At 57.1% G+C, this 13,652-nt stretch carries 9 protein-coding genes; 1 reads left to right on the top strand and 8 read right to left on the bottom strand.

Annotated elements, in window-relative coordinates:
• Positions 1–2: 2 nt before the first annotated feature.
• The 6 genes from KFB96_RS14730 to KFB96_RS14705 form a co-directional block, all read right to left on the bottom strand.
• Positions 3–3,074 carry a BPTD_3080 family restriction endonuclease gene (locus KFB96_RS14730; protein ID WP_213457731.1) on the bottom strand — a complete coding sequence of 1,024 codons (3,072 nt, stop codon included), beginning with the start codon at positions 3,072–3,074 and terminating at the stop codon, positions 3–5.
• 749 nt (positions 3,075–3,823) lie between these two features.
• Positions 3,824–4,408 carry a hypothetical protein gene (locus KFB96_RS14725; RefSeq protein ID WP_213457732.1) on the bottom strand — a complete coding sequence of 195 codons (585 nt, stop codon included), beginning with the start codon at positions 4,406–4,408 and terminating at the stop codon, positions 3,824–3,826.
• Between the two features lie 89 nt (positions 4,409–4,497).
• Positions 4,498–5,064 carry a hypothetical protein gene (locus tag KFB96_RS14720; protein ID WP_213457733.1) on the bottom strand — a complete coding sequence of 189 codons (567 nt, stop codon included), beginning with the start codon at positions 5,062–5,064 and terminating at the stop codon, positions 4,498–4,500.
• Positions 5,065–5,462: 398 nt separating this feature from the next.
• Entirely contained in the window at positions 5,463–5,903 is a 441-nt protein-coding gene (locus KFB96_RS14715; protein ID WP_213457734.1) for a hypothetical protein, read from the bottom strand.
• A gap of 43 nt (positions 5,904–5,946) precedes the next feature.
• Positions 5,947–6,510, bottom strand: a complete 564-nt coding sequence (locus KFB96_RS14710; RefSeq protein ID WP_213457735.1) for a hypothetical protein — start codon at positions 6,508–6,510, stop codon at positions 5,947–5,949.
• Positions 6,511–7,184: 674 nt separating this feature from the next.
• A complete protein-coding gene (locus KFB96_RS14705; RefSeq protein WP_213457736.1) occupies positions 7,185–8,354 on the bottom strand; it encodes a hypothetical protein in 1,170 nt (389 codons plus the stop codon).
• 196 nt (positions 8,355–8,550) lie between these two features.
• Here KFB96_RS14705 and KFB96_RS14700 point away from each other — a divergent pair, with 196 nt between their 5' ends.
• The gene (locus KFB96_RS14700) at positions 8,551–9,663 is read left to right on the top strand and encodes a hypothetical protein (protein WP_213457737.1); all 1,113 of its coding nucleotides are present in this window, start codon (positions 8,551–8,553) and stop codon (positions 9,661–9,663) included.
• 453 nt (positions 9,664–10,116) lie between these two features.
• Here the strand turns inward: KFB96_RS14700 and KFB96_RS14695 are convergent, their stop codons facing one another.
• Positions 10,117–12,927 (bottom strand): DUF5906 domain-containing protein, encoded by a 2,811-nt coding sequence (locus KFB96_RS14695; RefSeq protein WP_213457738.1) that lies wholly within the window; start codon positions 12,925–12,927, stop codon positions 10,117–10,119.
• Between the two features lie 208 nt (positions 12,928–13,135).
• Positions 13,136–13,342, bottom strand: coding sequence for a helix-turn-helix domain-containing protein (locus KFB96_RS14690; protein WP_213457739.1), 207 nt, complete (start codon positions 13,340–13,342; stop codon positions 13,136–13,138).
• Positions 13,343–13,652: the final 310 nt, after the last annotated feature.

The raw sequence follows: 13,652 nt of genomic DNA, 5'->3' as shown, positions 1-13,652 counted from the left end.
CTCTAGACTTCCTCGGTCGACGGCTCACCGACGACGCGTTCAATCATGCTGTTGAACTCGCTTTCGACCTTGGCCTTGAAGTCGGCCTCGATCTGGTAGACATCGGCGAATTCGGCGAAGGCCCAACGGCCATGGGTCCCGAGATTGTTCACGCCGGGCACCCAGTAGACATCCATGGTGGTCTTCTTCTCCTTGGCATCCTCGCCGCGATAACCCTTGATCTCAACCGTGAGGTTCAGCAGATCCTCCTCGCCGTGGCCGTCGTCGAGCTGAACGATGAAGTCGGGGCGATAGCGGCGCATCTCTGAGCCATACCGGTAGGGGACCTCGAAGCCCAGATTGTGGTTTTTAACATAGGCCCTGACGCGTGGATGCGCCTCGGCGACGCGGCAGAATTCGGCCTCCCAGTCGCTGTCGAGGATGACCCAGTTGAGATGGCAGCGGCGTGCGTCGGTTTCCCAGCGCTCGGTCTTGGAGGTGTTGAAGTTGACGTGCGCGGTGGAGCCGACCGGATTGTAGGGGTCGAGAAGCGCCATGATGGGCCGCTTACCGATCTGGTCGCGGGTGATGCCGGCGGTGATGCGCTCGCAGGCCATGTCCGCGAGGGTCTTGTACTTGAGTTGGGCCGGATAGGTGCCGCCCTTGCATTGCAGATAGGCGTCGAGCCATTGACGCGCGATGCGCTTGAGCTGGCCGAACAGATGGAGCTGTGGCTCGCCGTTGGCGTCACGGAATCGACTCAGCAAGAGATGCGATGTCAGCTCGTAGAGGATCTGGGATTGGCGCACGTCGCCCGTGTGGACGAGGTTGAGATCCACCGTCGCGCCGATGATGCCGGAATTGCGGGTCTCGGCAGCGCCGACCAGCTCAGGGGAAATGACCAGCGTGGAGTCGGCGTCGAATTTCGCGGTCAGGCGGTCCTGCGGCAGCTCCGTGCGATAACCTGCGACGCGGGGGAAACGGATCTCCAGAGCGTCACGCTCGGGGCGCATTGCCTTGACCTGGATGGTCTCGCGCGGCGGCTGCGGCGGGGCGACCGTGGGCGTGGCGTTGAAGTCGAAGGGGATGCCGAGCACGTCGGCATACTCGACGTTGAAGAGCCCCTCTTCGTTGAGATCATAGGACTGGCGGCGCAGCGCCCGACCGATGACCTGCTCGCACAGGAGCTGCGTGCCGAAGGCGCGCACCCCGAGGACGTGCGTGACGGTGCTGACGTCCCAGCCCTCGGTGAGCATGGAGACGGAGACGACGCAGCGAATCTCGGCACCGAGTCGGCCGGGCTTGCCGACGGTGTTCATGACCTCGCGCAAGAGGTCCTGGTCGGTCAGGTTCTCGGCCTGACGGGCATCGCGGGTCCGCTCGATGATCTCGCGGCGGAAGCGCTCGATCTCATCCGACGCCATGGCGCGGAAGTTGGCATCCAGCGCCTCGCCCGATTCCAGTTGCTCGCTGTCGATCAAAATGGTTCGGGGGCGTGGCAGCGGGTTGCCGTGCTCGTCGTGATTGCGGAACAGGGCCAGGCGACCGGGCTCTGGCTTCTTGCTGCCGTCCTGTTGGTCGCGCAGAAACCCGGAGATGTAGTCGTAGACCAGCTTGGACGTGGCGGTGTTGTTGCAGACGACGATGAAGCACGGCGGGACCGCGACCCCGGCCTCCGTCCAGAGGACATGGGTCTTCTCGTAGTGGCCGTAGAGTGCCTCCAAGGCGGTCTGCAACTGCGGCGGGAGGTCGAGCGGATTCAGCGAGGCCGCCTTGCCGCGTCCCTTCTTGGGCATCTTGGCGCGGATGTGCTCCCAGAGGTTGCGGAACATGGGCATCTCGCCGCCGGGGATGTTGTCCGCAATCGGCACGCGCGGGAGCTTGACGATGCCGCACTCGATGGCATCCATGAGCGAGAAGTCGCTCATGGTCCAGGGGAAGAGCGTGCCTTCGGCATAGCCCGAGCCGCGCAGGAAGAAGGGTGTAGCGGAGAGGTCGAGGACACGCGCTAGCTTACCTGTCCGATGGACGGCCTCCAGTCCGGAGATCCAGAGCCGGGCGGCTTCGTTGTTCTTCTCGGCCTCCTTCTTGTCGTCGCCCTTCAGCTCGCCTTCGGGCGCATGATTCGGTTTCTCGCGGTAGCAGTGATGAGCCTCGTCGTTGATGACGAGGATGTTCTTCAGGCCCATCAGGTCCGACATGACACGCTGGAGCATCTGGCCTTCGGTCTCCAGCGTGTTCAGGGCCTCGCCGCCGCGGCCTTGCAGCAACAGCCGTCCGCCTTTGGTGATATCGATACGCTCGCGCCGCTTGAAGGCGTGGTAGTTGGTGATGACGATTTTGGCGCGGTTGACCTCGTCGAGCAGGTCAGTGGGCACTAGCTCGCGACTGGCGTAGTAGCTGTCCGGGTCGTTGGGTTGAAGGACGCGCAGGCGGTCCTTGATGGTCAGACCGGGCGCGACGATGAGAAAGCCGCGGCAGAAGCGCTTGCTGTCCGGCCGGCGCACGGCATTGATGGTCTGCCAGGCAATCAACATGGCCATGACCGTGGTCTTGCCGGCGCCGGTCGCGAGCTTGAGGGCCAGTCGCATCAGCTCGGGGTTGGCGTCGTGGTTGGCGTCCGCCAAGTGGGTCAGGAAGCGCTTGCCCGCCTTACCGATTTGGGGCGCGACCTCGGTCAGCCAGATGGCCGTTTCGACGGCCTCGATCTGGCAGAAGAAGGGTCGGAGACTGCTGAAGGGATGGTGGCGCCAGTGCTGCAGGAGGCGTGCGGTCTCGGGGGTGACGCGCCAGTGGTTGGGGTCGGGATCCAGCCGCCAACGGTCGACCTCTTGGCGTACCCCGTTGATGACGGCGGTATGATCGTAGAGCTGAGCCTCCGTGCTCAGGCCCTTACCTTCGTCAAACGCAAGCTCGGCCTGCTTGGGCGCGCCCTTCTGCTTCTTCGGCTTGGGGATGGGCGTGATGAACTCGGCGCGACGCCGGGCTTCAAGGATCTGGTGTGTCGGCTGACCTGTCTCGTCCAGCTCCCAGTGGCGCGACGGATACGCGTAGGGCGAGTTGAGAATCGGTCGGTCGAAGAACGGGTGCCCCATGTATGTCTCCTGACGATGGGTGCTGAGGTCCTGCGTCGCCCCGCGCGCTGCCGCTTCGGCATCAGACGGGTCAGACACGCTGTCTGGCGTGGCGCGATGGCCGCTGTCTCGGGGAGGCTAGAGCATTGCGGTGGAGATGACAAACTCGACTTTCGGCGCGCTCGGCAGCGCTCGCGGGGGCGAAGGCGGAACCAGCCGCGTCGAGGTAGAGAGCATGGATGCCTCCGACGTTCAGGCGAGCATTTCAAATCCACCGACGGTGGCGCATCGAGGGGGCGCTGCAGGCGTCAGGAGCCTTGAGCGTGTTGTCATGAAACCCGAAACCGCGGTATTCCAACGCCGGGTTTTCGGATGAGAGGGCCGAGTGCCTTCCGCTTCGCGTTCCGCTCAGAGGGCTTGGAACCGAACTCCTAGCACCTTCTAGCATATAGAAGAGAAGTGACCAGATTCCTTTCACGGGAGCTGGACGGAGCATCTGATGTCGGTTTAACGTCAAGCCGAAGCCAGACTGTACTCCGACGTGGGCTTGTTCATAACTCCGGCCACCGGGCGAGTCGCCTTCCGATGACCTGAAGTAAGTCTCTGATATTTTGAGTACATTGGCACCGTTGCCCCACCGTTCCAGTGGGCCTTGGCCGGGCTTATGAACAAGGCCCTCCGACGTTGACGAGGCAAAATACCACACACCAAGCTCCGCGGCGAAGAGCGGGATCGCCTTTGGTGTTTGCTAGGCAGCAGTTCGTGTGCTGCTACGTTAGCCTTTGGAATCTCTGATCCGTGCATGACCATTCGAAAAAGTTCCACCATGTACCCTGGGGCGTATGGCGAGACCCCAGTTCTTCTTTGACCGCGGAGTCGAGTAAGGGATCATGACTTGGCAGTATAAGGAGAAAATCCTTGGCTTCGTAACCTAATGGTTTAAGAACGGATTCAAAGCTATCGTTTGCCCAGTTCTCTTGATTTTCCAACCGCTCTTTGTAGTACGTGACTAAGACATTTAGTGGAGCGTTGAATTTCGCCAGATCCCTCATTTCTTTGACGCTGCTGGAATAGACAATTTCGTGTTCCATGAGAACTTCTGCACTTAGGGGGTCTGGATAGCCGCGCCTGTTCTGAATCAATGGACTAACCGTCGGCCAAGAGAAATATGCTGCATCAGTAGGCAGTTCACAAACCAACGCGAGATCTAAAAATTTTCCTATAGCAGGATAGACATAGGATTGCATCGTGCTCGTAATGAGCACGCGGTCGGTTGTCCATATGATACTGCGCTGCTCAGAATAGAATGCCGAGACGAAAGCATCGCGAAAATACTGCGCTATACGGCGTGCCATATACCATCTCCGATTGCTCGACTAACTTATGGTTTTACCGGCCTGCGCCCGCAGTAAGTCGACTGGAGCATTTCTTACCCGCGATATCTTCATGCTTTCGAAATCACGGTAATATTTCTTTTAGAAACAGCACCCATGGCAAATTTTCTATTTCTTGTAGCTCTTTGATTAAATAAATGAGTTTTGTGAACCTTGAAATTCACTTTTCCTCGAAGCCTCTCGTTAACCTGGGGAAAAAGCTCATATTCGTTATCCATATGGCGATTCGCTTTAACAGAATCCCAGTCTGGGTCAAACCCATAATACCAATCTCCGATCTTTTTGTTTATTAGGACTGAGTGAGTCCCCGCTCCTATGTCACAAACTACGACTGATTTTGAAAAATCTACATTCTCTAGTTGCTGCTCAGCATCTTCTTCAGAAAAACTTCGTATTTTCATGTTGCATCTTTGCGCAATTGCGTTTAATACAATCTCCCAATCAGCCTTAGAGGGCCCTGAGCTGTAAACTCCTTCGTCCGTAAGGACGGAATGCAACAATCGCAACACAAAACCTGGTATCTTATTCTTGTCTCTATACAAAAATAGCAAACCATTTATTACCGATGTAACCCAACAACTACTGGGTAAAGTTTGATATGAAAGCGGTTGATCCAACTCGGTTTCCTTAAGTGGTTAACGCGTTCTAGATTGCATCCAATATTTCGCGTTCTCGACAGGATTTAGTCGGGCACAGATACAGCCTACGCGCGAGACCCTCTGCGTGCTGCGGAAAGGAAAGATACTGCCATACCGTGTGCGGCAAACATAGCACAGGATTCCGAGAGACTCGGACGTCAGGGCGAACCGTAGGGCCCCGTCGCCGCAGGTCTGGAGTCGTTCTCGTCGAGGCGGTTGATGCCACAGAAGAGGCTGAGGCGGGTCTCCTGAGGATGCGCTTCGCGCATGGTTCCGAGTGCCCAGGAACATAGCGCCTGACCTCCAAGAGGCGTCAGGCCAGAAACAACTTGTCTGTTAGTTCATGCGAAAATATTCACAATGGATTGATCTAGCCGCTACTCCGGATCTAGAGGAGTCGTTAAGGCGATATCGCTGCCATGACCAATGCGTTGCCAAGCATCTCGAAACTCAGGTCTGTCATATGCATTCGGTTGAAGCCAATACGATACCCGACCCTCTTTTTCGCCGCGATGAGCTAATGCTCTTACCTCTGCAGGAAGAAGAATGAATGCACAGGGGTCTTTGGCGACATTGTTGACAACAATCCAAAAATCCCCCATAACTTTTTCAAGGCCGCCCCCAATAGGCACAGGATTTCGTTTCGACAACGCCTTTACTTGGACACCGATAAAACGAGTGCCGTCCTTATTGTAGGCCACCACATCTATGCCCCGCGCATTTCGAGCGGTTGGCATTACATTCCACCCCAAGCGCGATAACTTGTAGCAAGCGAAATACAATCCTATGTTTCCAGTTATCTGCGATTCGAGCTTCATACGCACTACTCAAAGCGTTGCGGATCAAAGCCAACACGCATGGCTAGATTGGCGTCTCCGGGCGTTGAAAGCAGCTTTCGATATCCTCCTGAAGCTGTAATGCGCTCGACCGGCCCCAAAGGAACCGATCTTTTTCACGGAGGGAAAGGCCCTCTGGACCGGTCGCGCTTACGGCGTCGCGAAACAGTTCATAGTGCTGCCAAATCTTGTCAAACTTGCTCCAGTTAATCAAACGGTGGAAGTCACCAACTTGATCGCAAGCCCTGAAGTCATAAACAGTAAAAGTACCTGGCCAAAGAACCGTTAAGATGGCTGATGCCATGGGCAATTGAAAGCCCCAGTCTTCCATCAAGATGCGAAGCCGCTCCCTTGGAGTCTGAGCGCTGTATAACGATCTCGAAAGCGACCCAACGACGTTTTCGAGATCGGCTGTCTTTGTTTTCGCAAGGAGCCTTCGCGCTACCAAACCTTTGGCGCGGTTAGCTTTCCAGACGACGATCGCGAAAAAATCGAACGCCGAGAGAAAGCCCTGTCGATGAAACCGATCGTGGACGTCCTCGAACAGATAAGTTTCCAGGTCATAGAATCGGAGGTAGTCAACGGTCATATTAGTTCAGCGGGTCTGTCGTTGCCTCACGCGTGCCAGATCGCGTAGCCCACAATCGAGAGGGAGATTAGCGCACGCATGACCCAAGTCAACACGGTCCGATCACGTTATCTGGTGCCTAAGACCCAAAGTGCTGGGACTCAAGACCGAGAGGGCGCCTGTGTCGGGAGTGGCGTCAAGGTACAAGGTTCTAGGAAATAGACGCTTTTGAGCATCGAGCCGCGCTCCGAGTGCCTGGAGCCTGGAACCTAGCTCTGAGTGCCTAGAACCTGGCGCCTGGAGCCTAGCGCCTAGCGCCTAGCTCCGAGTGCCTGGAACCTAGCACCTAGCACCTAGCACCTAGCACCTAGCACCTAGCACCTAGCGCCTAGCGCCTGGAACCGAGAGTTTGACGTCAAATCAGGGTGCGGGCGGTGACGAGAGATTATCCGATGGCGGGGTGGACTGCGAAAGTCACCCAAAAACTAGTCCGGGAAGGTCCCAGATTCCGAGGTCTCGGTCGTCGCACTCCGGGTGGAGGGTCCCGGAGCCCAGCGCCGTTGAGAATGCGCCGGAAAAGTGGCCTCGGCGGGCAAATTCTCCGGAAAGCGGATTCGTAGCTTACGAACGGCGGATTTCAGGGTTTTCAGCGATGGCGCTGTAAGTGGGCCCATTAGCGCCGAAAAAAGGCGAGATCAGCGGAGGAAGCGACCAGTTCGCGTGATGTGATCGAAGGACCAGACGTGCTCCTGAGGTGCGTTGGCGCAGCGACCCACGATGCGGCCATGAAATTCCCTGCCGCCCATGACCGGACCGATAGAGCTACGGCCCTTGCCGTCTGCACCGCATATGGGGCAGTCCGCGACGTAGGATAAGATGTGTAAACGCTGTTTCCTTCTGTCATCCGGCTTGTAGTGTAGCTCAAACAAGATCTTCGCCTTGCCAGAGTGTAAGAGGCGCAATATGAGTGGTGGAACATTCACGAGATTACGCTCTAGCTGAATCATCCACAAGGCGAGGTTAAGAGTGAGAGCCAGCGCGAGGAATATGGCAATCTTCGAGTTTAAGACGGCATCGTGAACTGCAAGCCGAATCTCGGTTTCTTGGGAAAACGGTAGGAAGCCGCTTGTGATGCCGTATAACTCTTGGAAGGCACCGATCACGAGGAAGATAAGAACAGTCAAGATCGCAACGATCGGGATGAGCATGAGGCTACCCATCGTGATTCCATCAATGGGCTGCTGAGTATCGGAACCAGGGAGCCGCATGGGGACCGCGTAGTAACGGATTGCGGAGACGCCCCTTTTCCCTCCGCGAGTATCGAGCGTAGGTGATACGTCTACATTCAGGGACTGCTGATCAACGACCTCCTCGACCTGGGTGTCAGACCCAAGACGGCGTGCCGACGCAGGTACCGGGAAGAACTGCAGACTATAGCGCGTTCGGATACCCGAGCCTCCTCCGGTGTGCTTCTCAAGCCGGGGCTCCAGATCCAACCCGTCGCCCGCGAGACGTTCCACGACGGACTCGCGGCGGTCTCTCCAGAGTGGTTCGAGGTTCTTCCAGTGGCTGTTGATGCGGTAGCGGGCATCCTTGTCAGTGTCAGTGCGCTTCGGCCAATGGGCACCGAGGTTCACCATCGCTTGGGCGATGGCTAATAGGTCCCAACCGTCGTCGCCCTGCGATTCTGGACTACCCGCCAGGTCACATAGCGCCCTGAGTAAGACCGTGGGGAGCTGTCGCTTTCGGCCTTCCGGCCAGTCCATCTCGACGATGCGCGCTAATGCAGCAGCGGCGCGCGCTCTCTTGTCAGGATCTGTAACACACTGATTATCCATATCAAAAACCGTTTCCTCGGCATTCAAACCGTTGCGCTACTGTTTTCGTCAATCCGCGCCAAGCAAACTTAGTGGCGTCGGATACCGGCAGTCCATGAGGCCCAGATTACCACACGAGCCTTGGGATGCCGGGACGACAAGAGCCCCGAGGGTGGCCCGATTCGCAATGTGTGATGCGGGTCACCTCGGTCGTAACCTACGAATGTGTTTTTGAGTAAGAACCATGGAAAACGAAGACAGATACAGTGAGATGCAATCGGCAGCGGAGACCGACCTGGAGACCGAAGCCACGGCAGAGCAACGGATCGAGAAGTATTGTGCGGACATCAAGGCCGCCCATGTGCGGTCCGTCGAGGGCGTCATTCAGATGGGCAATATCATCAACGAGGCCAAGGAGGAGTTGGGGGACACCTACAAGACGCTGGAGGAGCGACTCAAGGATGTCATTGGCTACAGCTCTACGGTGCTCTCGAATCTGTCGACAATTGCCAAGAAAGAGGCGCTGGCCGATTCTGCAAACTGGGGTCGTCTCCCAAAGGGGTACAACACCCTCTATCAACTGGCGCAGGTCGAGGACAGCAAGCTCGCTGACGCGATCAAGAATGGCGTGGTGAATCCGGGGATGACGCTGGCTAAGGCCAAGGCGCTGCACACAGCGGTGCCCATTACGCGGAACAAGGGCGCGGCGAGCAGCGACATTCCGGTGATCCTGTCGCTCGAAGATCCCGACCGGCAGCGAGAGCTGATCTCAAAGCTGGACGAGCTGCTGAGGGAGTATGACGGCAAGATCAAGGATGCCGACAAGAATGGTTTCTTGGCGCGCTGTCGTCGGGATTCATTTGTCGAGGAGGCGCTCGCTAAGCTTGAGGCCACTAAGGACGGCCTCGGTCGCTACACGTTGGAGGAGATGCGACTGGCCGAGAGCGCGGCGGATTATTTCACGTCGGACGAGGGGAAAGGAAAAGAGGCGACGTTGCCGGGTCGCTACAAGGGAATGGATTTCAAACCTCTGATTGCGGAGGTGGGGGCGATTAACTCCTCGGTGACCAAGAAGGTTCTGACCGCTTGGGTCAAAGAGCGCAAGATACCCAATCAGCTGAACGACCTTGCCCGCGTGCAGGACGTGATTTACGTGTGGGAGCAGGCGCGCCTCGTCGCCGAAAGCGTCGACGAGAAAGGTGGCCTGAAACGTCTCAGACAGTTGGTGAATGCTGACAACCCATCAATCGCAGAAACTGCACAGAAGATGCTGGACCGCATCTACGGGTTCCTGCCCAAAGGGGCGGCGAAGGGGAAGAAGATCACGGAGGATAACAAGCTTCGCGCTGCGGCCTAAGGAATGAGCGCCTAGGGCACGGAAGCCCTGGAGTATTGAGCCCCTGCGCCTCGTGAGGCGCAGGGGCTTTTTTATGTGAGTTGCGAGGCTGCTTGGGCGCGGTGATCTCATTTGGCGCCCAACGAAATGGAGCAGGTAAGCCCATATTGAGTAATAGCGTTGAGATTATTTGAGTCGGGTGAGTCGGGTTAGTTAATTAACCCGACTCAGCTGAGGCCCCGTGGTTACTGGGCTGATCTGGGTGAGCTGGGTGAGTTGGGTAAAAATTAAGATAACTAAGAGTCTTTTTAGGAACCGGAATATTTTTTCCGCTTGGGCTACACATTCTTCACAGCAACTTGCTTGTTTTCACCCGACTCACCCGACTCACCCGGATCGGCCTAGTAGCGACGCGGGTTCCAGTGAGCCGGGTTGCTTCCACAACCCGGCTCAACGAGCGTTAACCCGACTCAGCTACGCGACCTCACCAAGAAGCTCCTCGAAGGTGAACTCCAACCTACTCGTGCGATTGAACTCTTTGCGAGCTGATTCCAGATCCGGGAGTATCATCATCTTTATCTGACCACCATTGAATCGAGGGCGCGACTCCTGCGCCGACGGGAGGTGCTTTTTGAGCTTCTTAAAAAAGGCTTCGCGTCCTATGTTATGTCCGCTATGGCGGTGCTCACGGACATATGCCTCGTAACTCTGATACAGCATATCCTTTGAAACGGCGTAAGGCCATGATTCACAGGAGCCGCGGCCACCATGTAAGTACTCCATTCGATCGTGACGTTCACGGTTTTCCGTCGGATTCTGCTTCGCCTCATAGTCGTCTCGTGTTGCGATGAACATACGAGACGCAGAGCCGATCACTGAGTTGGACGGATACAATCGGCCCGCCGACAGTGCCTCCAAGAGCCACCCGGAGACGCCATCCAGCCCAAGAGCAGCAACGTCCGCCAAAGCCTTTGTTCTAGGCGCCTGACGCTGTTTGCTGCGGATCTCACGGTGCATCAGGTCATACATCATGGCCTCAAGTCCTCCGTTTTTCATTTGGGTGTCAAGGTTCTTGAAGAATTCCGTGTCTTGCATGAACTTCGGGCTGACATCCAGGATAAACCAGCGCCGCTCTCCGACCCCGGCCGGGACAACCCAATCCTCGTTGGACGCGACCAGCAGGCGCGCATAGTTCTTACGCATCTCGGTGTCCCAGTTCTTGCGTTCGATTGGGATCATTTCCTCGGTCACCAGCGCCTTGAGTACGCCCTCCTGCTGCTTGTTCCCGCCCCAAATCAACTCATCGGCAAAAGCCAACAATGTACGTTCCAGATGGGCATTAAAGTGCCCGACCAGATGCTGGGGGTTGGAAAGATGCAGGAAATGGTTGCCGAAGAGCTTGCCGTACCATTTTGCAAACTGACCTTTTCCGACGCCCTTTTCGCCGCGCAGCACGGCGGCTACACCATAGCGCTCCGTCGGCTGCTGTACGCCGACAGCCATCCAATCCAACAGCCATTCGTTATACTCGGCATTGCCGTCGCAGAGCGCTTCCAGAATCAGCTTTTGCATCAAACTCCAGTCGCCCGAGATGGGTTCTATCGGGAAACCGGACCAGCCGTTGTAAATGTCCTTGTCGACCGCGCCTGGTTTGAAGGTCATCGCGCGATAGCGCCGCTGTCCAGGCCAATTCAGCCAGTCATCGCCGAGATTCGTTGGTTCAACGGCGTCCTTCTTGACCTTGTAAGCGACGATGCCTCTGTACCATTCCTTGAGCTGCGGTGGTGCCATTACCGCATACGTGGGCGTTCCAAACGAGGGATCGGTGAACTCACGAATAATCGCCACCTTGCCACCGATCATCGTTTTGGCGAATGTCAGGTTAATCGTCTCAAGCGCTTTTTGATGGGAACGGTTGACGACATCAGCCTCGATCCGGCGTGGATCACCTTGAGTCTCCGTCTCGCGACCCCGCATCAGAATGCTGTAGGGATCTAACCCCGAGACTTCGCGAACCGAGACTCCAGCCTCTCCAGCGGCATCGTCCACGGTGTAGAGTGAGTTGATCCAGCTGCGGACAGTGCCCGCCTCCGGGCTACCTCCGGAGCGTTCCCAGAGTCTTTGCAGATCGCGTTCGGTATTCTCTATGCCCCGTCCATGCTCGAAGCAGTGCGTCAGCAGATGCGCTGTTTCGGAAAATGTGAAGCCGCGGCCCTTGAGCAATGCGGCCATGGAAAAGTCTAACCCGGAACGACTGACATCGTTCAGGCCGGAGTCAGAGCCCTCCCAGCGACGTTGGAGAATTGGGTCTTGGGTTAACATGGTGCCCAAGCGAGCTTCCGCTTGCTGAGTTGCCTCTACCGACAAGGCCGCTGGCGATGTTGCTGGCTCGCTCGTACGTCCACCCGCGCGACGAGGCTGCGATAGCGCCTCCGCCGGCGGAAGAGCCCCTGCCAACGCTTCGGCAGAGCACACGCCAGCGTTCTCGCTCAGAAGGCGAGCAAAGCTCGGCTCCTGGGGGTATCCCTTGCTGATCTTCTTGGTCGTGGGATAGTTCAGGGTTCCTGGAAGCCGCATCAGCCGATCGATATTGAAGGTACCCGTGTCCCCGCTGAACTTGGCGATGAGCTGTTTGTTGATCGCCTCCGTCGCTTCGTGGCTTGCAGACGCCAGACGCCAGAAGACTCCGAGCCCGTTCCCGCTATCGATGATGAGCGATGGTGGCGGGGTGAATGCCTCCAGTCGCGGGAGTGTTTCGGACAGGAGACGGCGGCGTCCATCGGCATAACCGACCGAGAGGTCGGGGTCGATATCGACGTGCGCATACTCGGCCTGCGCGATGTCGTCTTTCGTCGGCTTCTTGGTGACCAGCGTCTTCACCGGGTTCACGGTGAAGTAGACATTGTGGCCTTGGGTGTTCTGGTCGAACGCCCAGTCCGTCGCCGCGTCCAGTGCGTCGGGTAGGCCGAACGTCTTGGACTTCAGCGCCCCATCGGGGACAATCGCAACCAGGTTTTGGAGCCCGGTGGGTCGAATGGGTTCGAGACTCGTCCTGATCTCTGCACGGTTGGGTGTTGTCTCCGCGTGGCTGTCTCGATGTTGATCTTGATCGTCGAATTTGGATGCTTGGTACTCTGTTTCTAAAGAGGATGACGAGCGGGCGCTCATCAGCCCGCCGTCCTGATCGTGGTATAATTGATTGTCAACATTTGCTTTTCTCCTGGTCGCCGTGCGGGCGACCTCATTTTTTGGGGATTCCCCTTTCAGTGTGTCTGGCGCGCCCATCAGTCCTCCTTCAAGCCGAAGATGACGGGATAGCGATACATGCATCGTGACGATTGCTTGTAGACACAGATATCGGTATCGCCGTATTTCTCGATCTCGCGAGGATACGGTCGACGTATGCGCTCCCTGACTTTGGGATTCTGTGTGAACCAAAGCCAATCAAGCTCGGATATTTCGTCGGTGACAAATGGTGGACGTCTCTTGGGCATTACACGCCCTCCTGACAAACCAACCCTTCCGCTCGCTGTTTCGCGAGCCAGGCTTGTTCGTCTTCGATGAGAATGCGCGTGGAGCCGCCGACTTTGATGGCTGGAGGCATGCGACCGATTTTCGCGTTGCGGTAATAGGTCGCGCGGTTGATGCGGTATTTCGCGCAGAAGTCCGCGATGGTTAATGCTGTTGGTTCTTGGGTCATAAAGACACCCCCGATAAAAATTTCGAAAGGTGCTTGTCAGGCGTGCAGTGGCCAAACTGCATGGGTGCTTCGGCCGTTGGCGAACGGTCCGGAGGATAGATCAGCCTCTTGCGGACTTCCCCGAGAGATCAGGCTCGGATCAGAGTCCCATATGCGTGAGAGCGATTTGACGGATCTTGAGAGCTGGAAGCTGGGGAATTGGAGGAGCTGGGGAACTGAGGGTCTGCGGAGCCGGAGGCTGGGGGATATGTGACGCTGGGGAGGGAGCTACCCTCGTTCTCGGTGTATCTTTGCCGGAACCCTGCTGCTA

It is taken from the genome of Thiocapsa sp. (assembly GCF_018399035.1).
In the GTDB taxonomy this organism is placed as follows: domain Bacteria; phylum Pseudomonadota; class Gammaproteobacteria; order Chromatiales; family Chromatiaceae; genus Thiocapsa.
The sequence above is the reverse complement of the archived record's forward strand: the minus strand, read 5'-3'. Positions and strand labels throughout refer to the sequence as shown.

Coding starts and splice junctions, on each gene's coding strand:
- KFB96_RS14730 (WP_213457731.1), bottom strand. CDS start 3,074: ATGGGGCACCCGTTCTTCGACCGACCGATTCTCAACTCGCCCTACGCG.
- KFB96_RS14690 (WP_213457739.1), bottom strand. CDS start 13,342: ATGACCCAAGAACCAACAGCATTAACCATCGCGGACTTCTGCGCGAAA.
- KFB96_RS14710 (WP_213457735.1), bottom strand. CDS start 6,510: ATGACCGTTGACTACCTCCGATTCTATGACCTGGAAACTTATCTGTTC.
- KFB96_RS14725 (WP_213457732.1), bottom strand. CDS start 4,408: ATGGCACGCCGTATAGCGCAGTATTTTCGCGATGCTTTCGTCTCGGCA.
- KFB96_RS14695 (WP_213457738.1), bottom strand. CDS start 12,927: ATGGGCGCGCCAGACACACTGAAAGGGGAATCCCCAAAAAATGAGGTC.
- KFB96_RS14700 (WP_213457737.1), top strand. CDS start 8,551: ATGGAAAACGAAGACAGATACAGTGAGATGCAATCGGCAGCGGAGACC.
- KFB96_RS14715 (WP_213457734.1), bottom strand. CDS start 5,903: ATGAAGCTCGAATCGCAGATAACTGGAAACATAGGATTGTATTTCGCT.